The organism is Pseudomonas sp. SB113, from assembly GCF_040754745.1.
Taxonomy (GTDB): Bacteria; Pseudomonadota; Gammaproteobacteria; order Pseudomonadales; family Pseudomonadaceae; genus Aquipseudomonas; species Aquipseudomonas grimontii.
The window spans coordinates 141226-168008 of record NZ_JBFMHW010000013.1; the positions used below are offsets into that span (position 1 = coordinate 141226).

At 60.4% G+C, this 26783-nt stretch carries 30 protein-coding genes and 1 tRNA gene; 19 read left to right on the forward strand and 12 right to left on the reverse strand.

Annotated elements, in window-relative coordinates; translation table 11 throughout:
* Positions 1 to 9: 9 nt before the first annotated feature.
* The 3 genes from AB1462_RS18505 (at position 10) to AB1462_RS18515 (ending at position 3558) form a co-directional block, all read left to right on the forward strand.
* Positions 10 to 1038, forward strand: coding sequence for a DNA topoisomerase IB (locus tag AB1462_RS18505; RefSeq protein WP_367247581.1), 1029 nt, complete (start codon positions 10 to 12; stop codon positions 1036 to 1038).
* A 123-nt stretch (positions 1039 to 1161) separates the two neighbouring features.
* Positions 1162 to 2784, forward strand: a complete 1623-nt coding sequence (locus AB1462_RS18510; RefSeq protein WP_367247582.1) for an ABC-F family ATP-binding cassette domain-containing protein — start codon at positions 1162 to 1164, stop codon at positions 2782 to 2784.
* Between the two features lie 69 nt (positions 2785 to 2853).
* Positions 2854 to 3558: a YoaK family protein gene (locus AB1462_RS18515; RefSeq protein WP_090403968.1), complete on the forward strand. Its 705-nt coding sequence runs from the start codon at positions 2854 to 2856 to the stop codon at positions 3556 to 3558.
* 145 nt (positions 3559 to 3703) lie between these two features.
* Here the strand turns inward: AB1462_RS18515 and AB1462_RS18520 are convergent, their stop codons facing one another.
* The 4 genes from AB1462_RS18520 to AB1462_RS18535 all read right to left on the reverse strand — a co-directional run bounded on the left by AB1462_RS18520 (position 3704) and on the right by AB1462_RS18535 (position 5519).
* Positions 3704 to 4057 carry a hypothetical protein gene (locus AB1462_RS18520; RefSeq protein ID WP_090403966.1) on the reverse strand — a complete coding sequence of 118 codons (354 nt, stop codon included), beginning with the start codon at positions 4055 to 4057 and terminating at the stop codon, positions 3704 to 3706.
* 171 nt (positions 4058 to 4228) lie between these two features.
* Positions 4229 to 4540, reverse strand: a complete 312-nt coding sequence (locus tag AB1462_RS18525; protein ID WP_090403964.1) for an AzlD domain-containing protein — start codon at positions 4538 to 4540, stop codon at positions 4229 to 4231.
* Positions 4537 to 5232 (reverse strand): AzlC family ABC transporter permease, encoded by a 696-nt coding sequence (locus AB1462_RS18530; RefSeq protein ID WP_315336124.1) that lies wholly within the window; start codon positions 5230 to 5232, stop codon positions 4537 to 4539. The genes AB1462_RS18525 and AB1462_RS18530 overlap by 4 nt, the downstream gene beginning before the upstream one ends.
* A 71-nt stretch (positions 5233 to 5303) precedes the next feature.
* A complete protein-coding gene (locus tag AB1462_RS18535) occupies positions 5304 to 5519 on the reverse strand; it encodes a hypothetical protein (protein ID WP_025856028.1) in 216 nt (71 codons plus the stop codon).
* Positions 5520 to 5694: 175 nt separating this feature from the next.
* Between AB1462_RS18535 and AB1462_RS18540 the strand changes: the two genes are divergently transcribed.
* The 8 genes from AB1462_RS18540 (at position 5695) to AB1462_RS18575 (ending at position 11304) form a co-directional block, all read left to right on the forward strand.
* Positions 5695 to 6051 (forward strand): metalloregulator ArsR/SmtB family transcription factor, encoded by a 357-nt coding sequence (locus tag AB1462_RS18540; protein WP_090403959.1) that lies wholly within the window; start codon positions 5695 to 5697, stop codon positions 6049 to 6051.
* A gap of 19 nt (positions 6052 to 6070) precedes the next feature.
* Positions 6071 to 7354, forward strand: a complete 1284-nt coding sequence (locus AB1462_RS18545; protein ID WP_090403957.1) for an arsenic transporter — start codon at positions 6071 to 6073, stop codon at positions 7352 to 7354.
* Between the two features lie 13 nt (positions 7355 to 7367).
* Positions 7368 to 7838: an arsenate reductase ArsC gene (locus AB1462_RS18550; RefSeq protein WP_367247584.1), complete on the forward strand. Its 471-nt coding sequence runs from the start codon at positions 7368 to 7370 to the stop codon at positions 7836 to 7838.
* A gap of 11 nt (positions 7839 to 7849) precedes the next feature.
* Positions 7850 to 8530 carry an arsenical resistance protein ArsH gene (gene arsH / locus AB1462_RS18555; RefSeq protein WP_259191147.1) on the forward strand — a complete coding sequence of 227 codons (681 nt, stop codon included), beginning with the start codon at positions 7850 to 7852 and terminating at the stop codon, positions 8528 to 8530.
* Positions 8531 to 8580: 50 nt separating this feature from the next.
* On the forward strand, positions 8581 to 9372 hold the full coding sequence (locus AB1462_RS18560; RefSeq protein WP_090403951.1) for an AraC family transcriptional regulator: 792 nt from the start codon (positions 8581 to 8583) through the stop codon (positions 9370 to 9372).
* Positions 9373 to 9446: 74 nt separating this feature from the next.
* Positions 9447 to 10058 (forward strand): LysE family translocator, encoded by a 612-nt coding sequence (locus tag AB1462_RS18565; protein WP_259191150.1) that lies wholly within the window; start codon positions 9447 to 9449, stop codon positions 10056 to 10058.
* A 232-nt stretch (positions 10059 to 10290) separates the two neighbouring features.
* Positions 10291 to 10818, forward strand: a complete 528-nt coding sequence (locus tag AB1462_RS18570; RefSeq protein WP_090403946.1) for a DinB family protein — start codon at positions 10291 to 10293, stop codon at positions 10816 to 10818.
* Between the two features lie 204 nt (positions 10819 to 11022).
* Positions 11023 to 11304, forward strand: a complete 282-nt coding sequence (locus AB1462_RS18575; protein ID WP_090403944.1) for a hypothetical protein — start codon at positions 11023 to 11025, stop codon at positions 11302 to 11304.
* Positions 11305 to 11349: 45 nt separating this feature from the next.
* Here the strand turns inward: AB1462_RS18575 and AB1462_RS18580 are convergent, their stop codons facing one another.
* Positions 11350 to 11541: a hypothetical protein gene (locus AB1462_RS18580; protein WP_027606617.1), complete on the reverse strand. Its 192-nt coding sequence runs from the start codon at positions 11539 to 11541 to the stop codon at positions 11350 to 11352.
* A 94-nt stretch (positions 11542 to 11635) separates the two neighbouring features.
* Positions 11636 to 12100, reverse strand: coding sequence for a hypothetical protein (locus AB1462_RS18585; RefSeq protein ID WP_090403942.1), 465 nt, complete (start codon positions 12098 to 12100; stop codon positions 11636 to 11638).
* 225 nt (positions 12101 to 12325) lie between these two features.
* On the opposite strand from AB1462_RS18585, the gene AB1462_RS18590 reads away from it, so the two are divergent.
* Positions 12326 to 12412: transfer RNA gene (locus tag AB1462_RS18590), tRNA-Leu, on the forward strand.
* A gap of 234 nt (positions 12413 to 12646) precedes the next feature.
* Here the strand turns inward: AB1462_RS18590 and AB1462_RS18595 are convergent.
* The gene (locus AB1462_RS18595) at positions 12647 to 13132 is read right to left on the reverse strand and encodes a GNAT family N-acetyltransferase (RefSeq protein WP_315336271.1); all 486 of its coding nucleotides are present in this window, start codon (positions 13130 to 13132) and stop codon (positions 12647 to 12649) included.
* Between the two features lie 156 nt (positions 13133 to 13288).
* Positions 13289 to 13771 (reverse strand): Lrp/AsnC family transcriptional regulator, encoded by a 483-nt coding sequence (locus tag AB1462_RS18600; protein ID WP_090403781.1) that lies wholly within the window; start codon positions 13769 to 13771, stop codon positions 13289 to 13291.
* A 143-nt stretch (positions 13772 to 13914) separates the two neighbouring features.
* On the opposite strand from AB1462_RS18600, the gene AB1462_RS18605 reads away from it, so the two are divergent.
* Positions 13915 to 14955, forward strand: coding sequence for a zinc-dependent alcohol dehydrogenase family protein (locus AB1462_RS18605; protein WP_367247586.1), 1041 nt, complete (start codon positions 13915 to 13917; stop codon positions 14953 to 14955).
* 89 nt (positions 14956 to 15044) lie between these two features.
* Entirely contained in the window at positions 15045 to 15650 is a 606-nt protein-coding gene (locus AB1462_RS18610; RefSeq protein ID WP_367247587.1) for a cysteine hydrolase, read from the forward strand.
* 53 nt (positions 15651 to 15703) lie between these two features.
* On the opposite strand, the gene AB1462_RS18615 is transcribed toward AB1462_RS18610, so the two are convergent.
* Positions 15704 to 15901, reverse strand: a complete 198-nt coding sequence (locus tag AB1462_RS18615; RefSeq protein WP_259191215.1) for a hypothetical protein — start codon at positions 15899 to 15901, stop codon at positions 15704 to 15706.
* 331 nt (positions 15902 to 16232) lie between these two features.
* On the opposite strand from AB1462_RS18615, the gene AB1462_RS18620 reads away from it, so the two are divergent.
* The 4 genes from AB1462_RS18620 to AB1462_RS18635 all read left to right on the forward strand — a co-directional run bounded on the left by AB1462_RS18620 (position 16233) and on the right by AB1462_RS18635 (position 20645).
* Positions 16233 to 17084, forward strand: coding sequence for a sugar phosphate isomerase/epimerase (locus AB1462_RS18620; RefSeq protein WP_259191217.1), 852 nt, complete (start codon positions 16233 to 16235; stop codon positions 17082 to 17084).
* Positions 17085 to 17097: 13 nt separating this feature from the next.
* Positions 17098 to 18150, forward strand: a complete 1053-nt coding sequence (locus AB1462_RS18625; RefSeq protein WP_090403771.1) for a 2-oxoglutarate and iron-dependent oxygenase domain-containing protein — start codon at positions 17098 to 17100, stop codon at positions 18148 to 18150.
* 76 nt (positions 18151 to 18226) lie between these two features.
* Positions 18227 to 19030, forward strand: coding sequence for an ABC transporter substrate-binding protein (locus AB1462_RS18630; RefSeq protein ID WP_259191495.1), 804 nt, complete (start codon positions 18227 to 18229; stop codon positions 19028 to 19030).
* 106 nt (positions 19031 to 19136) lie between these two features.
* Positions 19137 to 20645 carry an amino acid ABC transporter permease/ATP-binding protein gene (locus AB1462_RS18635; protein ID WP_367247590.1) on the forward strand — a complete coding sequence of 503 codons (1509 nt, stop codon included), beginning with the start codon at positions 19137 to 19139 and terminating at the stop codon, positions 20643 to 20645.
* Positions 20646 to 20705: 60 nt separating this feature from the next.
* Here AB1462_RS18635 and AB1462_RS18640 read toward each other — a convergent pair whose 3' ends face one another.
* On the reverse strand, positions 20706 to 21785 hold the full coding sequence (locus AB1462_RS18640; RefSeq protein ID WP_259191219.1) for a GlxA family transcriptional regulator: 1080 nt from the start codon (positions 21783 to 21785) through the stop codon (positions 20706 to 20708).
* On the reverse strand, positions 21782 to 23191 hold the full coding sequence (gene gabP, locus AB1462_RS18645; RefSeq protein ID WP_259191221.1) for a GABA permease: 1410 nt from the start codon (positions 23189 to 23191) through the stop codon (positions 21782 to 21784). The genes AB1462_RS18640 and gabP overlap by 4 nt, the downstream gene beginning before the upstream one ends.
* 401 nt (positions 23192 to 23592) lie before the next feature.
* Here gabP and AB1462_RS18650 point away from each other — a divergent pair, with 401 nt between their 5' ends.
* Positions 23593 to 24012: a VOC family protein gene (locus AB1462_RS18650; protein WP_367247591.1), complete on the forward strand. Its 420-nt coding sequence runs from the start codon at positions 23593 to 23595 to the stop codon at positions 24010 to 24012.
* A 118-nt stretch (positions 24013 to 24130) separates the two neighbouring features.
* On the opposite strand, the gene treS is transcribed toward AB1462_RS18650, so the two are convergent.
* On the reverse strand, positions 24131 to 26194 hold the full coding sequence (treS, locus tag AB1462_RS18655) for a maltose alpha-D-glucosyltransferase (RefSeq protein WP_367247593.1): 2064 nt from the start codon (positions 26192 to 26194) through the stop codon (positions 24131 to 24133).
* Positions 26195 to 26783: the final 589 nt, after the last annotated feature.

Genomic DNA, 26783 nt, shown 5'->3' on the forward strand with positions numbered 1-26783 from the left:
ATTTGCCCCATGCCCGACTCCGCGCTGCCCGCCGACCTGCCCCGCGACCTGCATTACGTTGACGACACCCAGCCGGGCATTCGCCGCAAGAAGCTGCGCGGCAAGTTCCAGTACTTCGACGCGAAGGGCGGGCGCATCCAGGACGCCGATGAGATCAAGCGCCTGAACGCCCTCGCCGTCCCGCCGGCCTATACCGACGTGTGGATCTGCGCCGACCCGCGCGGCCACCTGCAAGCCACCGGGCGCGACGCCCGTGGACGCAAGCAGTACCGCTACCACGCGCGCTGGCGCGAAGTGCGCGACAGCGACAAGTACGCTCGGCTGCAGGAATTCGGCACCGCCCTGCCGAAACTGCGCAAACAGCTGGAAGCGCAAATCGCCGAACCCGGCTTCACCCGCGAAAAAGTCCTGGCCACAGTGGTGATGCTGCTGGACGCCACGCTGATTCGTGTCGGCAATACCCAATATGCGCGAGACAACAAATCCTACGGGCTGACCACCTTGCGTAACCGCCATGTGGACGTGAAAGGCAGCGAAATCCTGTTCCAGTTTCGCGGCAAGAGCGGTGTGGAGCACCAGGTCAGCGTCAAGGACCGGCGCCTGGCCGCGGTGGTCAAGCGCTGTATGGAATTGCCGGGGCAAAACCTGTTCCAGTACCTGGACGAGGACGGTGAACGTCACTCGGTCAGTTCCCAGGACGTGAATGCCTACCTGCACAGCCTCACCGGCGCCGACTTCACCGCCAAGGATTACCGCACCTGGGCCGGTACCGCCATGGCACTGGCGGTGTTGCGCGAATTGGAATGGCAGCCCGAATCCGATGCCAAGCGGCACGTGGTGGCGATGGTCAAGGACGTTGCCAGGCAGCTGGGCAACACCCCGGCGGTGTGTCGCAAGTGTTATATCCACCCGGCGGTGCTGGAGCACTTCAGCCTGGGCGAGTTATCCAAGCTGCCCAAGCCTCGGCTGCGCAAGGGGCTCAAGGCCGAGGAAGTCGCTCTGGCCATGTTCCTTGAACAGCTCGCCAAGGCGAGTTAGGCTTTGCCCCCCCTCCAACCCTCGGGATGACCGCCGACGTGAATCACTAAGCCTTCCAAAATGTACCTGCAACGAGCCGCCTGGCGCGCTTGTTGGCCTGTCCGACATTTTTTGGAGGTGCTGATGACTGACGTCAACCGGCTGCCCGTATTGGTTTCCCTGCAACACCTGTGCTTCCAGTTCGCCAACGGCGAGACCTTGCTGGACGACCTGAACCTGTCCATCGACCACACGCCCACTGGCATTGTGGGGCGCAATGGCCGAGGTAAAAGTATCCTCGCCCAACTGATCGCCGGGGTGCTGTCACCCTCCCGCGGCTCACTCGGTTGCTCGGCCAGCGTGGCGTATGTGTCGCAGAACGTGGTGATCGCTGCAGGAGATACCGTCGCCCACGTCACGGGCGCCGCCGAGGCCTTGGCGGCGCTTGAGCGCATGGCCCTGGGCGCAGCGCAGGTCGACGACCTGGCGTTGATCGACGAGCGCTGGGACCTTGCCGATCGCCTGCGTCGGGCCCTGGATGCCGCAGGCCTGGAACAGCTCGGTGTTGAAACCCCGGCCGCGCAACTCAGTGGCGGCCAATTGGCGCGGGTTGCGCTGATCGGTGCACTGTTGGCCGCCCCCCAACTGCTGGTACTGGATGAACCCACGAACCACCTCGACAGCGCTGGCCGCACGTGGCTGCTGCGCGTGCTGGCGGATTGGCGCGGCGGCCTGGTGGTGGTCAGCCATGACCGGCAACTGCTGGACACCCTCGGCCGCATCATCGAACTCTCGCCCCTAGGAACGCAGGTGTACGGTGGTAACTACCAGGCCTATCGCATCCAGCGCGACCGGCAGCAGCAAGCCGCCCTCGCCGCGCTGGAGCACGCACGCCTGGAGCGCAGCCGTGAGCGTCGGCGTCTGCAAAAAGACCATGACAGCCTGCAACGCAATGCCGCCCATTCACGCAAACAGGCAGAGACGGCCAATGTGGATCGGTTTACCAAGGCCCGTTGGAAAGGCGCCGCCACCGAGGTCGTGAGTACGCAGCGCAGCGCCCACCACGCCCACAAAAACCAGCTTGATGACCAAGTGCGCCAGGCCTATGCGCGGGTCGAGGAACAAACCCCCACCCTGTTAGCCTTGCCGGGATCGGCGGTGCCTAACGGTCGGCAGGTGCTGGCCTTGCTCCATGCCCGATTACCGTGGCTGGACCACCCCGCGTTGACGCTCAACCTGATGGGCCCGGTGCGCGTTGCCATGCGTGGGCCCAACGGTTGCGGCAAATCCACCTTGCTCAAGCTGCTGGCCGGCCAGTGGCAGCCACTCAGCGGTGAATGCCACGTGCATGTGCCCATTGCCTATATCGATCAGCGCCTGGCACTGCTGGATGACCGGCGCTCCGTCGTCGAACAGCTCAACCTGCTCGATACACCGCTGGCCGAAGCCGAACTGCGTACGCGCCTGGCCTTGCTGCAACTGGATGCCCGGCGGGTGATACAACCGACCGCGCACCTCAGCGGCGGCGAGCGTTTGAAAGCCGCGATGGCGATTGCCCTGTGGCGTGAAACACCCGCGCAACTGCTGTTGCTCGACGAGCCCAGCAACCACTTGGACCTGGAATCGGTGATCGCTTTTGAGCAGGCGTTGCAAGGTTTTAACGGGGCGATGGTAGTGGTGTCCCATGACGAAGCGTTCGTGCAGGCGATCAAGCCCACTCACGTTTTGACCTGGGCGGTTGAGGGTTGGTGCCTGGAGAGTGTCTGAGGTCATTGCGCGCGCAATCAAAGCGTCCTAGGGTAGTGGCCGGATAATCTCACCGAGGAGCCCGGCCCTATGTTGCCTTCGCCCCAAAAGCCTTATGCCAATGCCGCACTGGCCCACCAAAAGCGCTGGCGCGGCCGCGTCGGCCTGATGCTGGTGGCCAGCCTTTCGGTATTGGCAGGTATGACTGACGCCATTGGCTTTATGGCCAGTGGCGACTTTGTTTCGTTCATGAGCGGCAACACCACACGCCTGGCAGTGGCTATCAGCGTTGGAGATCTCGGTTTGACCGCACGCCTGTTGTTGCTGGTCGCCACATTCGTCGCCGGTAACGCCTTGGGGGTCGTGGTCGGCCGCCTCAGCCGGCGCCATGCCCTGCCCCTGTTGCTGTGTATCGCAACGTTGCTCTGCGGCGCAGCCGTGTTGCCCTTCGCCGACACATTACCCGCGCTGCTGGCGGCGATCATTGCGATGGGCATGCTCAACGCGGCCGTGGAAGAGGTCAACGGCTTGCCGGTGGGGCTTACCTACGTCACCGGCGCGCTGTCACGCTTTGGCCGCGGGCTGGGACGCTGGATGCTGGGGGAACGCCGCAACGGCTGGCGGGTACAACTGATTCCATGGGCGGGGATGTTTGTCGGCGCGGTGATCGGCGCGTTGCTGGAGCAGCACATGGGGCTGAAGGCGCTGATGGTCAGCGGCGTGTTGGCGGGCGTATTGGGGCTGGTGTCGCTGAAGATTCCCCGACGCTGGCATTTGGGCTTTATGCCGCGATAAGGAACCAAAGATGCCCGCCCGACGGTTAGGCCTCGACGTCCGTGTACTGGTAAAGAGCCATCGTGTCGGGCGGGCGGAGTGAATCATAAGCGAATGTCCGGCGGCTGTCCCGCCGGGCATTTCCTAAAAAGACTAAGGCAACGGCTTACAGACACGTCGCGAGTGCGGCCAAACGACGTTTGGCGGGCATCGTATCTTCAGCGGCGTAGTACTTGACGGACGAACCGGCACCGGCGCTTTGCACGTCGACGAAGTAATCGCCACCCGTGGTGTAGACGGTGAAACCACCGGCCCCGTTCGGCTCTTTGAAGCCACCGGCGTCGACGCCAAACACGCTTTCATCCTGCCAGCCAAACTGGATGCACTCGGCAACCACCAGGGTGGCCTTGTCCGATGCCATGGCCTTGTAGGGAGCACCCAGGCGCGCCTCGTTCATCTTCGAACCCGCGCAACCGGACAGTGCTACCACTACCAATGCGCCCATTACCACCTTGTGCATGCCATTGCCTCGTTGGAAAAAACGCGACTGTACCATTGCCGCAGGGCTGACTGACGCCCCCATGAACTTTGTTTCACTGTGGGGGGAGAATTTGCCGCCCATAGTGGCCTGGCTCATTTTTAGAAGTCTCCCTTCTGCCCGCCCTCCCGCGGGCTTTTTTTCGCCTGCGCTTCAGAGCCACCAGCGAAACAGGTAGAACAACGCCATGCTCAGCAGCACGGTGAGCAGCACATTGCGCGTCCAGAACATCAACGCCACCGCACAGATACCTGCCAGCAAATACGGATTGGCCGGGCTCAGGTTGAGCTGATGATCAGCCAGGAAAATAATCGGCCCGCAGATCGCCGTGAGCATACCCGGCACCGCAAAGCCGAGAAATTCCCGCGCCCCACGGTTGAGGCGCACCGGCAGGCGCGGCTCGATAAACAAATAGCGGTTGAAAAAAACCACCAGGCCCATGGCCACAATCATCAGGTAAATCATCGCTGCCCTACTCCCAATCGCTTGCAGGCAAACCCTGCGCTCATGCCCAGCACACCCGACACCACCACTGCCGACTCCCAGTGCAGGAAGCTCAACCACACCGAACACAGCAGCGACACCGCCACGCAGACCACCGTCGGCACGTCGCGCACCACCGGGGTAATCAGCGCGATAAAGGTGGCGGCGATGGAGAACTCCAGTCCCAACTGGTCGAGGCCGGGGATACTTTTGCCGAGCACGATGCCGGCCAGGGTAAACAGGTTCCAGATGATGTAAAACGTCAGGCCGACGCCCAGGGCATACCAGCGATTAAAGGTTTCGCGGTCATAGTGGCTGACCAGCGCAAAAAACTCATCGGTGAGCAGAAAGCCCAGGCTCATGCGCCAGCGCGTCTTGAGCGGCGAAAGAACCGGACGCAGGTGCATGCCATAGAGCAGGTGCTGGGAGGTCAGCAGCAAGGTGGTCAGTACGATGGAGATCAGGCTGGCGCCGCTCTTGACCATGCCAATGGCGACCAACTGCGCAGCGCCGGCAAACACAATGGCGGACAACCCCTGGGCTTGCAGCGGCGTGAATTGCGCATCGATGGCCATGGAGCCGGCCAGCAGCCCCCAGGGCGCACAGGCCAGGGACAAGGGAATGACGGCGATTGCGCCGCGAGCGAAAGCGTAATGAGGTAAGGCAGCAGGCATGGAAACAGCTCATCGACAGACAGTCGACAAGCATGCCAGCGCAAGATGGAGCTTGTCTTGAACGATCTTGCTCAGGCGAGCCGGACCGACACCTGCTCCACCGAATCCCGCGCTTCACGCAGTTCGTGAGCGTCCTGGTTGAGCCGGTGGATGGTGTTGAGCAAGCGCTGGCGCAGCACTTCATCGCCGAGTTTTTCGACCGCGCGCATCAGGTCGAAGGCCGCGGTTTCGTTATTTTCCGCGACGGAATCCAGGGTCTTGCGCAGGTTGCGAGTGGCACGGGTCACGCGGGGTCTTCCTTCATCAGCAATGGGGAGGCACTTTAGGACATTCGTGTTTCATTTTAATTTCAATCACTTGTGGCAGTTTTCCCGAGCGTTGATCCATATCAATTGAAACAGGGTTTGACTGACATATATGGAAATACGTATATTCGAATCTCCATATATACAGGCCCTGCCCATGTCGGACCTCATCTCACCGCCCACCCTGTTCAAATGCCTGGCCGATGCGACCCGGGCGCGCCTGACGTTATTGATTCAGCGTGAAGGCGAACTTTGCGTGTGCGAACTGATCCATGCCTTGGACGACAGCCAGCCAAAAATCTCCCGCCATCTGGCGCAACTGCGCAGTTGCGGGTTGTTGCTGGATCGTCGCCAGGGCCAATGGATCTACTACCGCATCAACCCGGCACTCCCCGATTGGGTGACCCAGGTGCTGGACATCACCCTTAAAGCCAACCAGCCATGGTTGCATAACGACGCACAGCGCCTGGATGCAATGGGCGACAGACCACAACGGGCCAGCACCTGCTGCTGAGCCATCGGAGCGTTTATTCATGCTTGTCGCAGTTGCCATTTTTATCTTCACCATCGTTCTGGTCATCTGGCAGCCCAAGGGCCTCGGCGTGGGCTGGAGCGCCACGATGGGGGCGATCCTGGCCCTGGCCTGTGGCGTGATCAGCCTGGCTGACATCCCCGTGGTGTGGCACATCATCTGGAATGCCACCGGGACGTTTGTCGCGCTGATCATCATCAGCCTGCTGCTGGATGAGGCCGGGTTCTTTGCCTGGACAGCGCTGCATGTGGCGCGTTGGGGACGCGGGCGTGGCCGGCGGTTGTTTGCCTATATGGTGCTGCTCGGGGCGTTGGTGTCGGCGCTGTTTGCCAATGACGGCGCGGCGCTGATTCTCACGCCCATCGTGATATCGATGCTGCTGGCGCTGCGTTTTTCGCCGACCGCCACCCTGGCGTTTGTGATGGGGGCGGGGTTTATTGCCGACACGGCGAGCCTGCCGCTGGTGGTGTCGAACCTGGTGAATATCGTCTCGGCGGACTACTTCAAGATCGGCTTCAACGAATATGCCGCCGTCATGGTGCCAGTCAACTTTGTCAGCGTCGCCGCCACCCTGGCGGTCTTGCTGTGGTTCTTTCGCCGCGACATTCCGCAGAGCTACGACCCCGCCGATCTGGCCGACCCCGCCAGCGCAATCCACGACCGCGCCACCTTCCGCGCCGGCTGGTGGGTGCTGGGCATCCTGCTGATCGGCTGTTTTGCCCTGGAACCGCTGGGCATTCCCATCAGCGCGATTTCCGCCGTGTGCGCCGTACTCCTGCTGGTGATCGCCGCCAAGGGCCACAAGATCTCCACACGCAAAGTGCTGAAGGAAGCGCCGTGGCAGATCGTGATCTTTTCCTTAGGGATGTACCTGGTGGTCTACGGCTTGCGTAACGCCGGCCTCACCACTTACCTGGCGACCTGGCTCGATACCTTCGCCACCTACGGCGTGTGGGGTGCGGCCATGGGCACCGGCGTGCTGACAGCATTGTTGTCCTCGGCGATGAACAACCTGCCGACAGTCTTGATCGGCGCGCTGTCCATCGAGTCCAGCCATGCCGTGGGCGTGGTCAAGGACGCAATGATCTACGCCAACGTGATCGGCAGCGACCTGGGCCCGAAAATCACCCCTATCGGCAGCCTGGCCACCCTGCTGTGGCTGCATATCCTGGCGCGCAAAGGCATCACCATCACCTGGGGCTACTACTTCAAGGTCGGGATCGTGCTGACCTTGCCGGTGCTGTTGATCACCCTCGCCGCCCTTGCGTTGCGCCTGAGTATTTAAAGGAGAGACCGCAATGAAAGTCCTGTTCATGTGCACCGCCAACAGCTGCCGCAGCATCTTGTCCGAAGCGATGTTCAACCACCTGGCACCAGAGGGTTTCGCCGCGATCAGCTCCGGCAGCTTCCCCAAGGGCCAAGTCCTGCCGCGCAGCCTGAGCACGTTGCAGGCGGCGGGTATCAGCACCGAAGGGTTGTACAGCAAGGGCAATGACGCGTTTGAAGGCAGCCCGCCGGACCTGGTCATCACCGTCTGCGACAAGGCGGCCGGCGAAGCCTGCCCGGTGTATTTCGGGCCGGCGGTGAAGGCGCATTGGGGCCTGGAAGATCCTTCGGACGCTCAAGGTGACGAGGCCAGCATCCAGGCCGCGTTCGACGCCACGCTGGCGACCATCGCCACCCGTTGCCGGGCGTTTTTCGCCCTGCCCTTCGGCCAGCTCAGCCCTGCTGAACTGAAAGCAGAACTCGAGCGCATTGCGCTGTTATAACCGGAGCATTTATGACCACCCTGCCCAACCTGGACACGACCTTGATCCAGCCTGCCGGTTCGGCCCAGCCGCCCCGTATTCTGCTGCTCTACGGCTCGACCCGCGAGCGCTCGTTCAGCCGCCTGCTGGTGGAAGAAGCCGCGCGCCTGCTGCAACACTTCGGTGCGCAGACCCGCATCTTCAACCCTAGCGGTTTGCCGTTGCCCGATGACGCCCCCAGTGACCACCCCAAGGTGCAGGAGCTGTTGGAACTGATGCAATGGTCCGAAGGCCAGGTCTGGTGCTCCCCCGAGCGGCACGGCTCGATGTCGGCGGTGTTCAAGGCACAGCTTGATTGGGTGCCGCTGGCCCTTGGCGCCGTCCGCCCGACCCAAGGCAAGACCCTGGCGGTGATGCAAGTGTCGGGCGGCTCGCAGTCCTTTAATACCGTCAATCAGCTGCGCGTACTGGGCCGCTGGATGCGCATGTTCACCATCCCCAATCAGTCCTCGGTGCCCAAGGCCTTCATGGAGTTCGATGACCAGGACCGCATGAAACCTTCAGCCCTTTATGATCGCGTTGTCGACGTGATGGAAGAACTGCTGAAGTTCACCCTGCTGCTGCGTGACCGCCCGGACCTGGTAGACCGTTATTCGGAGCGCAGGGAAAGCGCCGAGCAACTCTCTCAACGGGTCAATCAACGGTCGATTTGAACCGCGTTGCCGGCGTATCCTCAGCCTTTGCCCCTGAACGAGCCAACTCGATGAGCGCCCTTCAACACGCCTGGCTGGGCCATTACGAAATCAGCAGCACCACCTGCACCGGCCTGAACTTTGCCCGCCACAGCCACGACGAGTGCGTGATCGGCGTGAACCTGGTGGGCGAGGAAAAGGTGTGGCTGGATCGCCGCGAGTTCGAGGCCGGGCCGGGCTCCATCACCCTGTATAACCCAGGCCAGATTCAGGGCGGCGGTGCGGCGGATGGCGCGCCTTGGCAGTTTGTCAGCCTGTACGTCACGGCGGATCAATTGGCCAATGACCTGGGCCTGACGCATCTGGAGTTTGATCGCTCGTTGTGTTTTCAGCCGGACCTGGCGCAGCGCCTGGCGGCAGCGGTAAAAGGCGCATTGAGCAGTGATGCGTTGCTCCGCGAGTTAAGCGAAGACGCCTTGGTGCTGTTGCTCGGTGACGTGGTCAGCCTCAGCGGCGTGCGCGTGCCCGGTAGCGCAACAACCGGCAAAAGCCTGATTGGCCGTGCCCAGGAAATGCTCGCCGAACACCTGCATCAAGCACTGCCTCTGGACCGGCTGGGCGATGAGCTGGGGCTATCGAAATTCCACCTGCTGCGCACCTTTCAGAAAGAAACCGGGCTCAGCCCGCGTCAATGGGCCATGCAATTGCGCACCCGGCGCGCCAAGGGCCTGTTGCGCACTGGTATGGCGGCCAGCACGGTGGCCCATGACCTGGGCTTCGCGGACCAAAGCCATCTCAATCGGCATTTTCGCGCGGCCTACGGCATTACACCGGGCCGCTACCAAAGCGCGCTGAAGGGCTGAACAGCGCAATCTGGTTCAAGACACCCCGCCTCTGCACCCGCACACTGCCCGCCATCACTTGAAGGAACGCGGGCATGCTGACGATCTTTTTTTACGCGCTGGTATTCGGTTTTGTGTTTTGCCTCTCCCCCGGCGCCGTGCTGGCAGAGACCTTGCGCCGTGGCTTACTCCACGGTTTCACACCCGCCTTGCTGGTGCAGTTTGGCTCGCTGGTCGGCGACGCAGTCTGGGCGGTGATCGGCCTCACCGGCATCGCGCTGTTGATCCAGCATGACGCGGTGCGCGTACCGCTGACGGTGATTTGTGCGTTGTACCTGGCCTGGTTGGGCATACGCAGCCTGATCGACGCCTGGCACTTGCCCGAAGCGGACAGCGCGCCGACCAGTACCCGACAAAACGCGCTGGCCGTGGGCGCGGCAATCTCCCTCGCCAACCCGAAAAACATCGTCTACTGGGGGGCATTGGGCAGCGCGCTGACAGGCATCGTCGGTGCCACGCCCAGCCATGGGCAGACGCTGATGTTTTTCGCCGGATTCATGTTGGCTTCGGTGCTGTCATGCTTTCTGATCGCCGCACTGGTCAACCTGCTGCGCAAGAATGCATCGCCCACTTGGCAGCGCATCAGTTATGGCGCCTGCGGTTTGGTATTGATCTATCTGGCCGTTCTCGCCGCACGCGGCATATGAAGTTATATATCGGGTAACTTTCGAGCGCCTCTTGTCTGAATGAACTCTAAACGGTGGCGGTCGCCCAGCCGGGTGGTGATGACACATCCGGAATGGTCTGCCGGGCCAGAGCCAGCGGCGTTTCGGTACTGACGGTAGAAAACTGCATTCAAGCGAGGTGCCGTTGCAACTGCGGGGCGTCGAGTTGATTGCCTTATGATGGCGGCACCATTGCCAACGAGGGACGTAGCACGTGAACCGTATCGAACAAATGGCGCTGCTGGCGACCTACAACCAGTGGATGAACCGCAAGGTCTATGACGCGGCCGCCAAGCTCACGGACGATGAATTGCGCGTGGACCGCCAAGCGTTTTTCGGCTCGATCTTCGGCACGCTCAACCACCTCACGTTGGGCGACACCGTCTGGCTCAAACGCTTTGCCCTGCACCCCGCCGGCTATGCGGCGCTGGCGCCGCTGAGCGCCATTGCCACCCCGCCGGACCTCAAGCAACTGGCGTTCGCCGACCTGGGTGAACTCGCGGCCCAGCGCCGTTGGCTGGACCAGTTGATCATCGATTGGGTCCACACCCTGCGCGAGCCCGACCTCGACCATCGCCTGCACTACCACAACATGCTCGGCGCGGCGGCCAGCAAGCCGTTTGGCGACCTGCTGGTACATTTTTTCAATCACCAGACCCACCACCGGGGCCAGGTCACGACGCTCCTGACCCAGGCCGGGCAGGATGTAGGCGACACAGACCTGCTCGCCTTGATTGACTGAACTCAGCGAGCACTGAACTCGGCATAGGCCTGCAACAACCGGGCAAATTCCTGGGGTTGCGGCAGTTGCTCGAAGCTTTCGAGTGCTGAACGCTGCTGCGCCCGTGGGGTCGTAATCTCAGGGGCCGGGATTTTTAATCCCCGCCCTCCCCGCGTGCATTGTGGGTTTACCGATGCGCGTACCCAATAAGAAGGAGACGCTTGCATGGTCATTCACTTCAAGGTTGCCGGGCATCTGGCCTGCGGCCATCACGGCAATAGCCTGCCCTCCAGCACCGAGCTGAACCGGGTCAAATGCCGCACCTGCCGCAACACCGATGCCTACAAGGAAGCGCGCCGCAACCAGCGCAACGCCGCTCGCCGTGCTTCGCGCCAAGCCAAGACCCACATCAGCACCGACTGGCGCAGTGCGTGGACGCAGCACCTGACCGGATTGCCAGGGCTGCAACGCCTGCCACGTGGCTTCGGCGCACAACCGTTCGTATAAGCCAGAAACGCAGAAGCCCCGGTCAAACCGGGGCTTCGTTTTCAATCAATCATCATTGGACACCGGCCTGTTGCGTGCCTGGTACCCCGGCAACGTGGCGGCATACGCCAGTGCCTGTTCACGGGAATTAAACGACGCCAGCCGGTCCTGGGGCGTACACACCCGCCATGGCCCGAAATTGACCTGCACGATGTCGTACCCATTCAGATGCAGTTTCTTCAGCAGTGGAGCGCTCATAGTCACCTCGCTTTCCTGAGATTTCCCAGCGTTACACGCCCTACCTTACACCCGCATCCAAGGTCATGACTGACCGAATGTCGCAGCGGCCAGGCTACTTGACCTTGCTGCTCAAGGTATCGACGCTGCGCTTGAGATCGTCCAGGCTGCGCTTCAAGCCATCGATGTCACTTTTCTGCCGTTCGATCGTGCTTTTCTGATCCTCGACCGTGCGCTTGAGGCTCGCCAACTGGCTGTCACTGGAACTGGAACTCGAACCGTCCTTGCGCTTGAGCTCATCGAACGCACGGTCCTGCCCTTCCAGCTTGCTTTTCAGGCCTTGCACTTCGCTATCGGTGCGTTTCTGCGCAGCTTGCAGCTGTTCAATATCCCCCACCGAAATGCTCGACGTCTTCAACACATACTGGTTACCTGCCTCCAGCGAAGCCCCCGTCAACCGGTCACCCGCTGACGCACTGAAATCCCCCCACTTCACCGGACTCCCAGCCTGTGCCGTACCGGCCAACAGTCCCATGACGCCTACAACCACCATCCAAGAGCGCTTGCGAACACTGAGCATCAACTGATTCCTTTCCAGACTGCCGGGATGGCATATCGCTATGACTGTCATTTATGCAACTTGTTCCCGCACTGTAGCAATCCTCTGAATCTCCCGTTAAAGCCGATGTAGATCACTGATCTGCCAAGCTTTTTCGCGCGTCCCCTGATGCAATAAAGCGGCAACCCGACCTTGCGCCGAAGCGCCTGGATCTATATATTCCCAACCCTGCAACAACGCGCTACCGCCCGAATGGCGAAACTGGTAGACGCATGGGACTTAAAATCCCCCGCTCGTAAGGGCGTCCCGGTTCGATTCCGGGTTCGGGCACCATATATATCAAGGGCTTGCATGATGAACTTCATGCAGGCCCTTATCTTTTTGCTCCGCAATTTCATTTCTCCGGCGTTCTGCCGACCTGAAGCAAGGCTACAGAAGCTGTTGCATGAACGCCTGAGTCGGAATACCCAGTCGCCGCTTAGCCCTCAGGTTGAATACGCGAATGCGCGTAATAGGTATGTATGACGCTTATGGCGCGGTATGGGACTGAGCCTTTCAGGGTGAGTATCATCGCGCCACTCTGCTGCGAGTCATATGGATAAGTGCTGATCTACGGCCATCCGGGGAAACTCGCTCTTCGACAGCAAAGGGCAAGAAGCCCAGTTTCGGATAAAGCAGCAAACCTGCGGTATTTTCATTGAAACACGAGAGCTGGACCTCTGTGGCGTCATAGCGGTCGAACGCCAGCGCAGTCATCGTCTCCACGATGAAGGTCGCCACGCCCTTTCCTCGTACCTCTTGGGCAACGATGACATTGCCGATACAGCAAACCCCACCCGGTTCAGCCCTATAAAAGTTAGCAAAGCCGACAACCTTGTTTCCGGCCTCAACAACCGTCGAGTTGAATCGTTGAGCGATTGCGTTAGAAAGCTGAGTTTGAGTAAGCGGGTATTTAGCTTTCGGGAACATATAAAACAGTTCCCGAGCGTTCAGGGGAAAACTACAGATAGTTTTAATGTCATCCGCCTTCACTGGCCGGTGTTGCAATATCATCGCGCATCCTTGGGATCTATTCATCGAGCATTCTGGCTCTGGTTAAGCATCTTGCCTGATTGGGACATCCATCACTTGGCTGACGACCACATGCACCATTACCGTCAGCTCGCCTGGAAGACAGGACCAGGGCCTTCGCGCCCGGCCTGACAGCCTTCAGATACTCAAGAGTTCGCTGACGGGCAGTCGATTAGTGGTCTTCATCTCTCGCAGGGAGAGGTTCGAGCGAATACTTGAAACGCCAGGGAGCGTCCTCAGCACTTTTTCGACAAAGCGGCTATAGCTGTCCAAGTCCCGTGCCACCACCTCAAGTAGAAAGTCCGCCTCGCCCGTTGTGTTATGGCAACTCAGGACCTGTGGCGCCGCCTGAATAATCTTTTCAAACGTTGCCGTGGCTTGTTCACTGTGATCAGTGCAAGAGATCTGAACAAAGGCCTTCAGGCCAAGCCCGAGTTTCTTTCGATTGAGAATGGCTTGGTACCCCTCGATAACCCCGCACTCTTCCAGCCGTCTTTGCTTGCGCCAACAGGACGCTTCGCTGAGGGACAGCTGCTCGGCCAGCTTGACATTCGACAGCTTGCCGTCGCGCTGCAGACGTTCCGATATTGCAATGTCCGCCTTATCGAGCTGCTCAATCATGAAATAACTCCTCACATGCCGGCTTAAAAATGAAGGTTAATTTCAGCTCTTGCGTTCAGTCAATTGCAACTTGAAGGGTAATTTCACGGCGTTCATTCATAATGGCAATGCCTGGATCGCCCCTCCAACCAAAGGTAATTTGCATGAAAGCAGTCGTCTACGAAGCCTTTTCCAAGCCGCCGCGCCTGATGAACGTGGCAGATCCGTCTCCGGAACGTCATGGCGTGGTGATCCAGGTGCTTGGCACCGGGGTGTGCCGCAGCGACTGGCATGGCTGGAAAGGTCATGACCCCGACATTGAACTGCCGCATGTACCGGGCCATGAGCTGGCGGGCATCGTGGCCGAGGTGGGCAACGACGTCACGCGGTGGAAGGTCGGCGACCGTGTGACCGTACCGTTCGTGGGCGGCTGTGGTGCTTGTGCGCAGTGCAACAGCGGCAATCAGCAGGTCTGCCACACGCAGTTCCAGCCAGGCTTCACCCATTGGGGTTCTTTTGCCGAATACGTCGGTATCCACCAGGCGGATCTGAACCTGGTCGCGCTGCCCGAGAGCATGGACTTCGCTACCGCTGCCAGCCTGGGTTGTCGCTTCGCCACCTCGTTCCGTGCAGTCGTTGACCAAGGCAAAGTCAGCGCCGGTCAGTGGGTAGCGGTTCACGGCTGCGGAGGCGTAGGCCTGTCTGCCGTGATGATCGCCCGAGCCATTGGCGCGAACGTGATCGCCATCGATATATCCCAGGAAAAACTCGACCTGGCACGCGCGCTCGGCGCTGTCGCCACCATTAATGCCCAGTGCGTCGCGGACGTCACCGAAGCCGTGCTGGAAATCACCCAAGGCGGTGCCCACGTATCGCTGGACGCATTGGGCCACCCAACCACGTGTTTCAACTCCATCAACAATCTGCGCCGTCGCGGCAAGCACGTCCAGGTGGGGCTGATGCTCGCTGATCACGCCACGCCGGCCATCCCCATGGGCAAGGTCATCGCCCACGAACTGGAGATCTACGGCAGCCACGGGATGCAAGCGCATCGCTACGGCGCCATGATCGAGATGATCACCTCAGGCAAGCTGGCGCCGGAAAAACTCGTGGGTAAAACCATCAGCCTGGAGCAGTCCATCGATGCGTTGACAAATATGGACCGGTTTGAAACGGCAGGTGTCACCGTCATAACCGAGTTTTAACGCATAACGCCATCCTGAGCCGCGATGAGGAGCGCTCACTTAAGGCGGACTATGCTAAGACGCTTATCGCCACGTAACGGAGACTCACCATGAACCCGCACAGCACGGCCCTGGTCCTGATCGAATACCAGAACGACTTCACCACCCAAGGCGGCGTGTTCCATGACGCCGTCAAGGACGTCATGCACACCTCCAATATGCTCGCGAACACCGCCACCACGGTTGAGCAGGCGCGCAGGCTCGGGGTGAAGATCATCCACCTGCCGATCCAGTTCGCCGAGGGCTATCCGGAGCTGACCACCCGCGACTATGGGATTCTCAAGGGCGTTGCCGACGGCAGCGCTTTCCGCACGGGCAGTTGGGGCGCCGAGATCAGCGAGGCGATTACCCGGGAAGCCGGCGACATCCTCGTGGAGGGCAAGCGTGGGCTCGACGGTTTTGCCACCACGGGCCTGGACCTGGTGCTGCGCAACAATGGCATCCAGACCCTGGCGGTGGCGGGTTTCCTGACCAATTGCTGTGTCGAAGGCACGGTTCGATCGGGTTATGAGAAGGGCTATAACGTGGTGACCCTGATCGATTGCACCGCGACCTTCACGGACGAACAACAACAGGCCGCCGAACGCTTCACGCTGCCGATGTTTTCCAGGACGTTGCAACACACAGCGTTTCTTGACGGGCTGAACGCCCAGTAGCCATCGAGCAGGAGGCGGCCCTACAGCCGCCTGCCTCTCAGATCTAGCACACGTCAGTTATCGGGGTGTTCGCTCGCCACTGAATCGGCAGCGTCCACGTCAGACATATCCTCTTCAAGGGGGGCGTCGTCGTCCGGCGGCAGCGGGATCTTATCCTCATCACGCCTGGGGTCGTGCCCTGTCTCGTTGTCCGTGCCGCGCGTTACCGCCTGCTGTGAAAGGTTGCCCGGGGCATTTTCATTGATTTCCATGCTGGCTCTCCGTTCTTAGGCTCGGGGTATCCGCGCTTAAAATTGAGAAACGCCAAGGCGCCCAGAGTGCCGGGCAACAGACGAATGGACGCGCGTGCCCAGCGTACCCCGCCGCCCTCAATAGTTTAGAAATCTCTGAACTATCTATTTGCACTTCCCTATTCTTTCCGCCAACCGCCCCTCCCTACTATTGGCGGCAACAAAGGAGCCTTTCCACAGAGATGCGGCCCGAAGATTGCTTTTTCTGATTGTCACTGCCGTTTTTGTGCGTTTCGGTTAGCGCCGCAACGCCGCCGTGTCAATCATGCGAAGGCACCTTTGGAGCAGATCGATGAAGTTGGAAATATTCCGAACGTTGTGGGGCTACACCGCGACCAAGGCACAAGCGCTCGAAGAGCTGCTTGAAGCCGGGTTCGATGGCATGGAAGCTCGCCTGCCCATGACCGCCAGTGAACGCGCCGAGTTCGCAGCCTTTCTACGCGCCAACCATGTCAGCTATATCAGTACGGTCTTCAGCGCCTACGATGTTCTGCCGGAACAATCGGCGAGCGTTGACGAACACCTTCTGGACCTCGATAAAAAACTCGCTTGGGCGGCTGAGTTGTCGCCGCGCTTCGTCAACCTGCTGGCTGGCAACGACCGCTGGCCACTGGCACAGCAAGTCGACTTCTTTGGCCGCGCGATGGACGTCGCGCGCAAGCACGGCCAGGTGTGCGCCTTTGAAACCCATCGTGCGCGCTCGTTGTTCAACCCCTGGGTCACCCTCGAGCTGATTCGTCAACTGCCGGACCTGCGCTTCACCAGTGACATCAGTCATTGGGTCGTCACCTGCGAGCGCCTGCTCAACGATCCGCAAGACGACCTCAGCGCCTTCGTCGAACGCGTTCACCACATTCAAGCCCGGGTCGGTTATGACCAAGGGCCCCAGGTTCCCCACCCCGCCGCCCCCGAGTACACCCAAGCGCTTGCCTTCCATCAGCAACATTGGGAGGCCATCTGGCGATCCCAGGAAAATCGCGGCTATCAGGTCAGCACGCTGACCCCGGAGTTCGGTGCCGACGGTTATCTGCATCACCTGCCCTTCACCAATGTGCCGGTGGCCGACCTGTGGTCGCTGAACGTGTGGATGGCCAACACCGAGCGCGAGCATTTTCGGCATTTCAGCGGTGCCTCAACTCGATAAGGAGCGTTACCTCATGCCTGACAAAACGCCAAAGGCCGCCAACTTCAATCGCATTCCGCTGGTGGACATCGCCGGGCTGTACAGCGACGACATCACCCAGCGCCAGGCAGTGGCCGAAGAGCTCGGTAACGCCGCCCGCGCCGTCGGTTTTCTGTACATCCAGAACCACGGCATCGAGTCGTCGCTGATCGACGGCTTGCGTCACGCGGCAAAGGACCTGTTTGCGCAATCCCTTGAGTACAAGATGCAGCATTACATCGGCACCTCCCGCAGCCACAAGGGCTTTGTGCCTGAAGGCGAAGAGGTCTATGCCAAAGGCAAGCCCGATCACAAGGAAGCCTTCGATGTCGGTTTTGAAGTGGGCGAAGACGATCCGCTGGTCAAGGCCGGGACCCCATTGATCGGCGCCAATGAATGGCCAGACCTGCCGGGTTTTCGCCCCGCCGTCGAAGCCTACTACGCCGCTGTGTTTGCGCTGGGTCGCCGCCTGTTCAAGGGCTTCGCGCTCGCATTGGGCCTGGAAGAGGACTATTTCGAGGCACTGGTTACCCGCCCACCGTCGAAACTGCGCCTGATTCACTACCCATTTGACCTGGCCGCTCAAGACGCGCCAGGCATTGGTGCGCATACCGACTACGAGTGCTTCACCATTTTGCTTGCCGACAAGCCAGGCCTCGAGGTGATGAACGATCAGGGGCAATGGATTGATGCGCCGCCCGTGGACGGAGCCTTTGTGGTCAACATCGGCGACATGCTGGAGGTCATGACCGCAGGTACGTTCGTCGCTACGGCTCACCGAGTGCGAACCGTCAGCGAAGAGCGCTACTCCTTCCCACTCTTCTACGCGTGCGACTTCCATACGCAGATCAAGCCACTGCCGCAGTTTCTTGAAGGCGCTAAGGATTACGAGGAAATCACCATCGGTGAGCACATGTTCGGCCAAGCGTTGCAGACCTATCAGTACCTGCGCCGCAAAGTCGAACGGGGCGAACTCAAGCTGTACGAGAAAGCGCGCAAGCCATCGAGCTTCGGTCACTTGAAGAGCCAGGCGCAGGACGCGTCCTGATGCAACCCTCAGCCTGGTCCCACCCCCTGTTTAACCACCCGCCCAGCCCTACTTTACCGACGTGGAGTCATCGATGATGCGCAATCCAATCAATAATGCTGTCCGCTTGACCCTGCTGGCCGTCGCACTCCTTGGTGCGACCGGCGCCCATGCCGCAACGACGGTGACACCCGGCGTACTCAAGGTCGGCATGGAAATCACCTATCCGCCCTTCGAGTCATACGACGAACATAAAAACGTCGTCGGTTCCGACCCCGAGCTGGCGCGCCTGCTCGCCAAGCACCTGGACCTCAAGGCCGACTTCGTTGACACCAAGTTTTCCAACCTGATCCTCAGCCTGAACGCCGGTCACTACGACGCGATCATCTCCGGCATGTACATCACTCCCCAGCGGCAGACGCAAGCGCAAACCATCCCGTACGCCAAGACCGGCGCAGCGATCATGGTGCTTAAAGACAGCCCGCTGAAACCGAAAGTACCGGAAGACCTCTGCGGCCTGAAAGTCGGCCTGGAAAAAGGCACCACGTGGGTGACGCAATTCAACACGCTCTCGACGGACTACTGCACCCCGAATAACAAGGGCGCGATTATGGTCAGCGAGTTCCCGTCCGCACCGGAAGTAACCCAGGCGCTGCTCTCCGGCAACGTGCAGGCTCAGGTGGAGATCGACGGCGCCGCCGGCATGATCGCAGAACGTACCAAGGGCCGCGTCGTGGTGAGCACCGAGCACTCGATCTATCAGCAGACGCTGGGTATTTACGTCAAGAAAGGCAACGACGCGCTCTATCAGGCATTGCTCAAGGCCTTTGATGCGAGCAAAGCATCAGGTGAATACGCCGCCCTGTTGAAGAAATACAACCTGGAAGAACCGACTAACTGACTCAGTGCAGCCCTGTGGGAGCGAAGTCGCTTCCACAGTCGGCGGCTTTCGCTTGACTGCCCGGCCTAGGTGAAGCCTGTGTCGACGCCAGCAGTTGGAGATACACATGCAATTTGAATGGCCTTACTTTTTTTCTCTGTTTTCGGTCGCGGACTTCTGGAAAGCCTGCATTACGGTGGTGGAGCTCAGCACGCTGGCCTGGTTCATCGGCATGCTGCTGGGCTTCCTGCTGGCTTCGGCCAAGCTTTCGGCGGCGCGTTGGATCAGCGTGCCGGCGTCAATTTATATCTGGTTCTTTCGCAGCGTGCCGCTGCTGGTATTGGTGGTGTTCGTCTATAACCTGCCGCAGATGTTCCCGGTCACTCGTGGGGTACTCTCCAACGCGTTCTATTCCGGCCTCTTGGCATTGGTGGTCACCGAAGCGGCCTACATGGCGGAAATCCACCGTGGCGGCCTGATATCGGTGGCCAAAGGACAGAAAGAAGCCGGCCGCGCGCTGGGCATCGGCCTGCTCGGTTTGCAGCGTCTGATCGTGATCCCACAGGCGTTCCGCATTTCCCTGCCGACGCTGATCAACGAATACATCACCGTGGTAAAACTGACCTCGCTGGTCTCGGTGATTTCCTTGACCGAACTGTTGACCGTGGGCCAACGCCTTTACGCGCAAAACTTCCTGGTGATGGAAACCCTGTCGGCGGTAGCGGTGTATTACGTGCTGATCGTGACCGTGCTCGGCTGGCTGTTTCATTGGCTGGAGCAACACCTGGAACTCAACAACCGCACCCCCCAAACGTTGGATGACATCAGCGTGCAGCGTCTACGCGCGTCACCGGCGGTGCGCCCTGCGGCAAGCGCGGGTAAAGCGTCCGGGCCCGGCTCGGCACCCGCCCTGCAACTGGTCAACATTCACAAGCGCTACGGCCAGCACGCTGTGCTCAAGGGCATCAACCTGGATGTAAATGTGGGCCAGGTGGTTTCCATCATTGGTCCGTCGGGATCGGGCAAAACCTCGCTGATCCGTACCGTCAACGCCCTGGAAAGCATCGATCAAGGCGAGATCATTCTGTTCGGCGAAAGCTATATCCACGCCGGTGACAACACCAACACGCAACAAGTACGCCGTGGGGTACAGCGCATCGGCATGGTATTCCAGAGCTTCAACCTGTTTCCCCATCGCACCATTCTCGACAACGTTACCCTCGCACCGCGCTATCACGGCCTCGACAAGCTCATCAGCGAGCAGCGCGCCTACGCCCTGCTGGACAAGGTCGGACTGCTGGCTCACGCGCAAAAGTATCCGCATCAGTTGTCTGGCGGTCAGCAACAACGCGTGGCAATCGCCCGCGCATTGGCCATGGATCCCCACATCATGCTGTTTGATGAGCCGACGTCAGCCCTTGACCCGGAACTGGTGGGCGACGTGCTCAAGGTCATCAGCGACTTGGCAAAAGACGGCATGACCATGCTGATCGTGACGCACGAGATGGACTTCGCCCTGTCCATTTCCGACCGGGTGATTTTCATGGAGGACGGCCTGGTTGCGCTGGATGCGGAGCCTGGGATGATTCGTGCCGATCAGTGCGGCGAGAGAATCAAGGCATTCATGAGGGTTTGAACCCGGTGTGAGTGGCTCCTGAAACTCAAGGCGCAATACTCACACCCACGCATTCTGCTGTCAGTTCCGGGTTTTGAGCCGGATACTGGCAAACGTCGACTCTCCCCGCGCCTGCTCCAAGGTATTCATCGGCATCGGCATCGTCACGGCGCGAATCATCGGCTTCAAGACGATGGCCCGCTCTCCAGCCGTCACCAGGCGCTCGTCGCTGGGCGGCACGCCAAAGTACTCCCGGTAGCATTTGGAGAAGTGCGGTGTGGACACAAACCCGCAGAGCACAGCCAGCTCCACGATCGAGATGGGGGTTTGCTTAAGCAACTGGCGCGCGCGGATCAGCCGCAACCGCAGGTAGTAGCGCGAGGGTGAACAGTGCAGGTACTTCTGGAACATCCGCTCAAGCTGGCGACGTGACAGGGCCACATACTCCGCCAATTCATCCAGGTTGATCGGCTCTTCCAGGTTAGCCTCCATCAGCGCGACGATTTCCTGCAGCTTCGGTTGCTGGGTGCCCAGCATATGCTTGAGCGGTACGCGCTGATGGTCTTGCTCATTGCGCATGCGCTCGTACACGAACATATCCGAAATCGCCGCCGACAACTCGTGCCCATGCTCACGCCCGATCAAGTGCAGCATCATATCCATGGGCGCGGTACCGCCCGAGCTGGTCAGGCGATCGCGGTCGAGGGTAAACACGCTGGAGCTGAGGCTCACCCGTGGAAAGGCTTCCTGCATCGCCGCCAGCCATTCCCAGTGCACGCTGCATTCAAACCCGTCGAGCAACCCCGCCCGGGCCAACACCCAACTGCCGGTACAAATACCACCCAGACGCTTCGAATAACGCGCCTGGGTACGCAACCACTTCATCAGCGCGTCGGTCACCGTGCCTTGAATGCCCGTACCGCCGCACACCAGCACGATATCGGCGCCAGGCGCACTGCCTATCGAACAATCAGGTGTGATCGGCATGCCATCGCTTGCCCATACCGGATTACCGTCGGTGCTAGCAGTGTGCCAAGAGTAAAGTTCCTGGCCTGATAGCTGGTTGGCCATGCGCAGCGGCTCTACCGCAGACGCCAGTGAAATCAGGGTGAACTGGTCCAGCAACACAAACACCAGGCGGGTCACCGGGCGAGCGTTCATGGCTGCGAGGCGACCGGCATCGGCTTGCGCGCGTGTTCGGGTTGTCGTGCAGTCACGACGCCGACCAAGGAAATCAGCAAGGCCAGGACGATCGTCGAAGACACCTCGAAGCGATGCTCGGGTGTCAGCAGCATCACCGCCAATGCGCAACAGATGAAGACGATGACCACCCAGGTCAGCCAGGGAAACAGCCACATCTTGAACGTCAGCGTGACATTGCGGCGGTGCAGGACCTTGCGCATGCGCAGTTGCGAAACGGCGATCACCAGGTACACCAGCAAGGCGATGGCGCCAGAACTGGCCAGCAGAAACTGGAACAGACCGGCTGGCATGAAGTAACTGAGCAAGGTCACGCCGGCACCGAGGACCGTGCTGGCGACCACGGCGGCCCTTGGCACACTCGCTGCCGAGGTCTTTTTCATCAGCGCGGGCGCGTCCCCACGCTTGCCCAGGGAATACAGCATGCGCGAAGCAATGTAGATCGACGAGTTCATGCAACTGGCCACGGCGATCAACACCACCACGTCCACCAGTAACTTGGCGTGGGGAATGTTCATCAGCTCCAGGGCGCGCTGGTAAGAGCCGACCGACGCCAACAGCGGGTCATTCCAGGGCACCACGGAAATCACCACAAAGATCGACAACACGTAGAACACGCCGATACGCCACATCACCGAGCGCGTGGCCCGGGCGATATTCTGCGCCGGGTTATTGGACTCGGCAGCCGCAATGGTGACGGCTTCCGTGCCGATAAAGCTGAACATGATGGTAATGAATGCCCCGACCACCGCAGACAAGCCGTTAGGTGCAAAACCACCGTGTTCTTCCATCAAGCGACTCAAGCCGCTGGCCTCCCGCTCGGGGATCCAGCCCATCAACACCGCGCCTCCCAGGCCGATAAAGCCGATGATAGCCACGACCTTGGCCATGGCAAACCAGAACTCGAATTCGCCGTACTTGGAGACGCTGAACAAGTTGGTGATCACCAACAAAAAGATCGACAACAAGGCAAACAGCCAAGCGTCGACCTGCGGGAACCACTGGTTGAGGATATGCCCGGCGGCCAGGGCTTCGATGGGAATAACCAGTACCCAGAACCACCAGTATAACCAGCCGATCGTAAACCCGGCCCAGCGACCGATGGCCTGGTCAGCGTAGGTCGAGAATGAGCCGGTGTCCGGATTGGCCACCGCCATCTCCCCCAGCATACGCATGACCAGCACCACCAACAGGCCGGAAAACAGATACGCCAGCATCACGGCCGGACCCGCCGCCGCAATGGCGTGCCCAGACCCGACAAACAACCCCGCGCCGATGATGCCTGCGATGGAGAGCATGGTGACATGACGCGGCTTGAAGCCCTGCGCCAATTGGCCGTTGGAATCCTTGGAACTGAGGCTATTCATCGTTGTTTTTATTCTCTGTGATCGACGTTAAGACGTACTGACTGGAGGGTCAGGCGATCATCGTTTCTTAATGACAGGTCACAGTACGCGGCACGCGCCCCCTCGAAATAGCCTGATAACGCCACTCGAACGCCTGATATCGACAAGGGGGGCATCATCCGATTCGATACGAAGCGCGAACCAGACTTGAAATAGTGGAGCGCTGCCGGTATTCGTGGTGCACATTACGTGAAGTAAAACGAGGCCTCTCCACGCGTGAATACCTCATTGCAATCCGGCCCGGCAGGCCCGTTCGATTGCCTCCAGGCGGTTGCGGTGTCGTCGTGCATCGGGGAGGTTATCCATCTGACGCGTTGACAGTTGAGGGGTACCCCTGTCAGCCATGCCACAGGAGGACCGTTATGCGCAGTTTTTCAATTCAACGTATAGACCACGTGGTGCTGCGGGTGCAGGACATTGAGCGCAGCCTGGTTTTCTACACATCTGTACTGGGGTGTGAGGTCAAAAAGCGCCGTGACGACCTTGGCATGATTCACCTGAGCGCAGGGGCATCCATGATTGACCTGGTTGATGTGAATGGGCAGATCGGGCGCCAGGGTGGACAGCCCGCCGGTAAGCAAGGGCACAACGTCGATCACGTATGCCTGCGGGTTGAGCCATTTGACGAACAGGCCATTCTCAGCCACTTGGCTGATGCCGGTGTCCGCGCTGAAAAGGCCGTCATGCGCTATGGAGCAGAGGGATCAGGGCTGTCGATTTACCTCAATGATCCTGACGACAATCAAATCGAGTTGAAAGGCCCGGTTCAGCCATTCGAATAAGACTCGTCAGGTCCTGGCGCAGCTGTTCACAGAGCAACGCCGCACTGGCGAGCCTGGAGGCGCGGTGAAGTGTACGCCCCTCCCACATTGGGTTCTTCAGTGCCTGGAGGATTGGGGGTTACATCGGCGTGCTGCCGATAACCCGCAGCGCCAAGCCCTCGTATGCATCCAGGGTAATGGTGAACTCACCCTCCGCCGTCAGGTCCCCTTCTACCCGTTCGTTGATGATGTCCACCACCATCCCCGCCGCGATGTCCGGCAGGTGCAAGGTTTCGGTAATCGGCGTGGCGCCGAAGTTCAGCGCGGTGATTTGCGTGCCTTTGCCGGCAGGCAATTCGTGAACCATGATCAACAGGCCAGGGTTCTGTACGTCCGGCACCAGTATCTGGCGGCTGGCGGCGATGTCGTAGGCACGGCGCACGGCGAGGATTTTTTGCAGTTGCGAGGCAAACGACTCCGGGTCCTGCAACTGGCTGTTGAGGCTGCCGTACAGGCTTTTCGAGCGCGGCATCTGGCCCGCCGACAACTCTGCGTCCGGGTTCAGGTCCACCAGGTCGTAGGCGCCGCGATGAATCCAGCGCGTATCGCCATCCTGCATCAAGTGCGCGACCTCATCGGCCGCCAGCGGCAGCGCACCTACCAGGTCCCAGCCGGACAAGGCAAACACTCCCGGCTGCATGGCGTTGTACATCACCAGCAGTAAATGGATCTGGAGAATCTGCTGAATATCGGTAGCGCTGATCGCCTCCAGGTCACGAATGCCCAGCGCCGCCGTGATGATGCTGGCGGTGGTGCAGGACACGCCATTGGTGACGAACTTGAGGTTATACGGTGCGTGTTCGCCAGCCAGGCGCTCATACATCTGCTCGCGGATGTGCTCGCGCAGGATATTGCCGGGGAACGTCTGGCCCTGGTAAAGGAAGGTGTCGTGGGCGTGCAGGGTCCAGAAGTGCACCAGTTCCAGGGTCAGTTCATCGTGGTTCTGCAACGCATGGATCAGCGAGCCGGGGTCGATACCCTGGCGGTGCATTTCGCGCAGCATCAGGCGCAGGAATTCGGCATCGCCCATCAGCAGCGCGTGCTGGTACGCCGGGCGGGTGATGAAGTCATAGGACAGGTCGGCGCCGCCATGGGACATCGATGCGATGTCGTCCACCGTGAGGTTCAACTCCTGGAAGCTGAAACCGCCGGCCTTGCGAATCGCCCCGCCCAGCAGTTGGTTGCCGGTGATCGACAGCGGATGGCTCTCGGACCAGGCCGTGCCATCGAGGGTGCGTTCCACGCCGAGGAAACCATTGGCATCCAGGCGCAGGATTTTCGCGCCCATCACGTCGATGGCGTGCAAGGCGTCGCCGATGATCATCTGCTGCGCGGCGAAGGTCGGGTCGAGCCAGTTCAGCGACGGTTGGCCTTCCTTGAAGTAGTGCAGGTACACCCAGCGGCGCGGTTTGCCATCCACGCCGATGACCACGGGCGTGGTGCTCCAGTCGGTCTCCTTGACGCCGGGCTCGAAGAAAATCACCCGCTGCAACTGGCCGACGATGTAGTGCTTGTCGCGCAGTGCATCGACCTGCAGCGGGCTGAGGTTCTGCGCATCGCGGCCTTCGGCCACGTCGGGCAGCAACGGCCAGTCTTCCTCGCGGATCTCCACCATGTGGTAAAGGCCGGGGTAATCCTCGTAGGCCATCTCCGCCAGGCGAAAGTCCGCGCCCTTGCCGGTGTGGGACGGAATCACGTCGTCGATGATCACCGCGTTATGGGCTGCGGCCATGCGTGTCAACGCTTGCAACTGCGCCTCGGTGCCCAACTGCGGGTCGATCTCGAAGCTGATGCGGTCGAAATTGCCGTCGATGGTCGGCGTGTGTTGGGTGCCGGTAAGGCCACCGGATTTTTTCAGTGGGCCATTATGGATGCCTTGGATGCCGATCTTCGACAGCGCATGCCACAGCGTCTCGTCCCCCAGTGCCTCCAGCACCGTACCGCCCTCGCGCGTCACAATCGACGCCGGGTAGGCGGTGAACCACACCGACGACAAGGCCGAGGCATCACGCGGCCGGGTCTGCGCATACGGCTGTTGCCACAACCGGCCCTGGCCAGAATAGAGCTTGGCGCGCTGGCGTGCCGCGTGCAGCATCGATTGTTCCACCAGCCAGTTCACATGGTTGTTTTCAGCCGCGGTCATAAGCTCGGTACCTGTCGTCGTTAAACATTACTCGTGAACATATGAGGGTTCGGCGGACCATTCGTTGCATTGCAATGTGGCGTACCTGAACGGGCGTAGATAACGCCTTATCCAACACCGCGCAAAACCGTAGCAGCTGCCGAGCGCAAGCGAGGCTGCGTCAGGCGCGCTGCCGATTCAAGCCCGAGTCGCGGCCAACGCAGCCTCGCCGGGGCTCGACAGCTGCAAATACCAACCCCATCAAGGCCCACCCCCGTAGCAGCTGCCGAGCGCAAGCGAGGCTGCGTCAGGCGCGCTGCCGATTCAAGCTCGAGTCGCGGCCAACGCAGCCTCGCCGGGGCTCGACAGCAAATACCAACCCCATCAAGGCCCACCCCCGTAGCAGCTGCCGAGCGCAAGCGAGGCTGCGTCAGGCGCGCTGCCGATTCAAGCTCGAGTCGCGGCCGACGCAGCCTCGCCGGGGCTCGACAGCTGCTTGTATCTCGACTATCGCTCCGTCAGGAGTAATAGTTCTCGACTGATCATCGAGGGAGGGGCTTGGAAGCCGCACAGCTGCTTAGGCTTTTAGCCTGTAACGTAGATCGGGCTC

Coding starts and splice junctions, on each gene's coding strand:
- AB1462_RS18550 (WP_367247584.1), top strand. CDS start 7,368: ATGAAAGTCCTGTTCATGTGCACCGCCAACAGCTGCCGCAGCATCTTG.
- AB1462_RS18650 (WP_367247591.1), top strand. CDS start 23,593: ATGCGCAGTTTTTCAATTCAACGTATAGACCACGTGGTGCTGCGGGTG.
- AB1462_RS18580 (WP_027606617.1), bottom strand. CDS start 11,541: ATGAGCGCTCCACTGCTGAAGAAACTGCATCTGAATGGGTACGACATC.
- AB1462_RS18515 (WP_090403968.1), top strand. CDS start 2,854: ATGTTGCCTTCGCCCCAAAAGCCTTATGCCAATGCCGCACTGGCCCAC.
- AB1462_RS18605 (WP_367247586.1), top strand. CDS start 13,915: ATGAAAGCAGTCGTCTACGAAGCCTTTTCCAAGCCGCCGCGCCTGATG.
- treS (WP_367247593.1), bottom strand. CDS start 26,194: ATGACCGCGGCTGAAAACAACCATGTGAACTGGCTGGTGGAACAATCG.
- AB1462_RS18600 (WP_090403781.1), bottom strand. CDS start 13,771: ATGATTGAGCAGCTCGATAAGGCGGACATTGCAATATCGGAACGTCTG.
- AB1462_RS18565 (WP_259191150.1), top strand. CDS start 9,447: ATGCTGACGATCTTTTTTTACGCGCTGGTATTCGGTTTTGTGTTTTGC.
- AB1462_RS18540 (WP_090403959.1), top strand. CDS start 5,695: ATGTCGGACCTCATCTCACCGCCCACCCTGTTCAAATGCCTGGCCGAT.
- AB1462_RS18545 (WP_090403957.1), top strand. CDS start 6,071: ATGCTTGTCGCAGTTGCCATTTTTATCTTCACCATCGTTCTGGTCATC.
- AB1462_RS18525 (WP_090403964.1), bottom strand. CDS start 4,540: ATGATTTACCTGATGATTGTGGCCATGGGCCTGGTGGTTTTTTTCAAC.
- AB1462_RS18510 (WP_367247582.1), top strand. CDS start 1,162: ATGACTGACGTCAACCGGCTGCCCGTATTGGTTTCCCTGCAACACCTG.
- AB1462_RS18615 (WP_259191215.1), bottom strand. CDS start 15,901: ATGGAAATCAATGAAAATGCCCCGGGCAACCTTTCACAGCAGGCGGTA.
- AB1462_RS18505 (WP_367247581.1), top strand. CDS start 10: ATGCCCGACTCCGCGCTGCCCGCCGACCTGCCCCGCGACCTGCATTAC.
- AB1462_RS18595 (WP_315336271.1), bottom strand. CDS start 13,132: ATGATATTGCAACACCGGCCAGTGAAGGCGGATGACATTAAAACTATC.
- AB1462_RS18610 (WP_367247587.1), top strand. CDS start 15,045: ATGAACCCGCACAGCACGGCCCTGGTCCTGATCGAATACCAGAACGAC.
- AB1462_RS18635 (WP_367247590.1), top strand. CDS start 19,137: ATGCAATTTGAATGGCCTTACTTTTTTTCTCTGTTTTCGGTCGCGGAC.
- AB1462_RS18560 (WP_090403951.1), top strand. CDS start 8,581: ATGAGCGCCCTTCAACACGCCTGGCTGGGCCATTACGAAATCAGCAGC.
- AB1462_RS18640 (WP_259191219.1), bottom strand. CDS start 21,785: ATGAACGCTCGCCCGGTGACCCGCCTGGTGTTTGTGTTGCTGGACCAG.
- arsH (WP_259191147.1), top strand. CDS start 7,850: ATGACCACCCTGCCCAACCTGGACACGACCTTGATCCAGCCTGCCGGT.
- AB1462_RS18520 (WP_090403966.1), bottom strand. CDS start 4,057: ATGCACAAGGTGGTAATGGGCGCATTGGTAGTGGTAGCACTGTCCGGT.
- AB1462_RS18620 (WP_259191217.1), top strand. CDS start 16,233: ATGAAGTTGGAAATATTCCGAACGTTGTGGGGCTACACCGCGACCAAG.
- gabP (WP_259191221.1), bottom strand. CDS start 23,191: ATGAATAGCCTCAGTTCCAAGGATTCCAACGGCCAATTGGCGCAGGGC.
- AB1462_RS18625 (WP_090403771.1), top strand. CDS start 17,098: ATGCCTGACAAAACGCCAAAGGCCGCCAACTTCAATCGCATTCCGCTG.
- AB1462_RS18630 (WP_259191495.1), top strand. CDS start 18,227: ATGCGCAATCCAATCAATAATGCTGTCCGCTTGACCCTGCTGGCCGTC.
- AB1462_RS18585 (WP_090403942.1), bottom strand. CDS start 12,100: ATGCTCAGTGTTCGCAAGCGCTCTTGGATGGTGGTTGTAGGCGTCATG.
- AB1462_RS18530 (WP_315336124.1), bottom strand. CDS start 5,232: ATGCCTGCTGCCTTACCTCATTACGCTTTCGCTCGCGGCGCAATCGCC.
- AB1462_RS18575 (WP_090403944.1), top strand. CDS start 11,023: ATGGTCATTCACTTCAAGGTTGCCGGGCATCTGGCCTGCGGCCATCAC.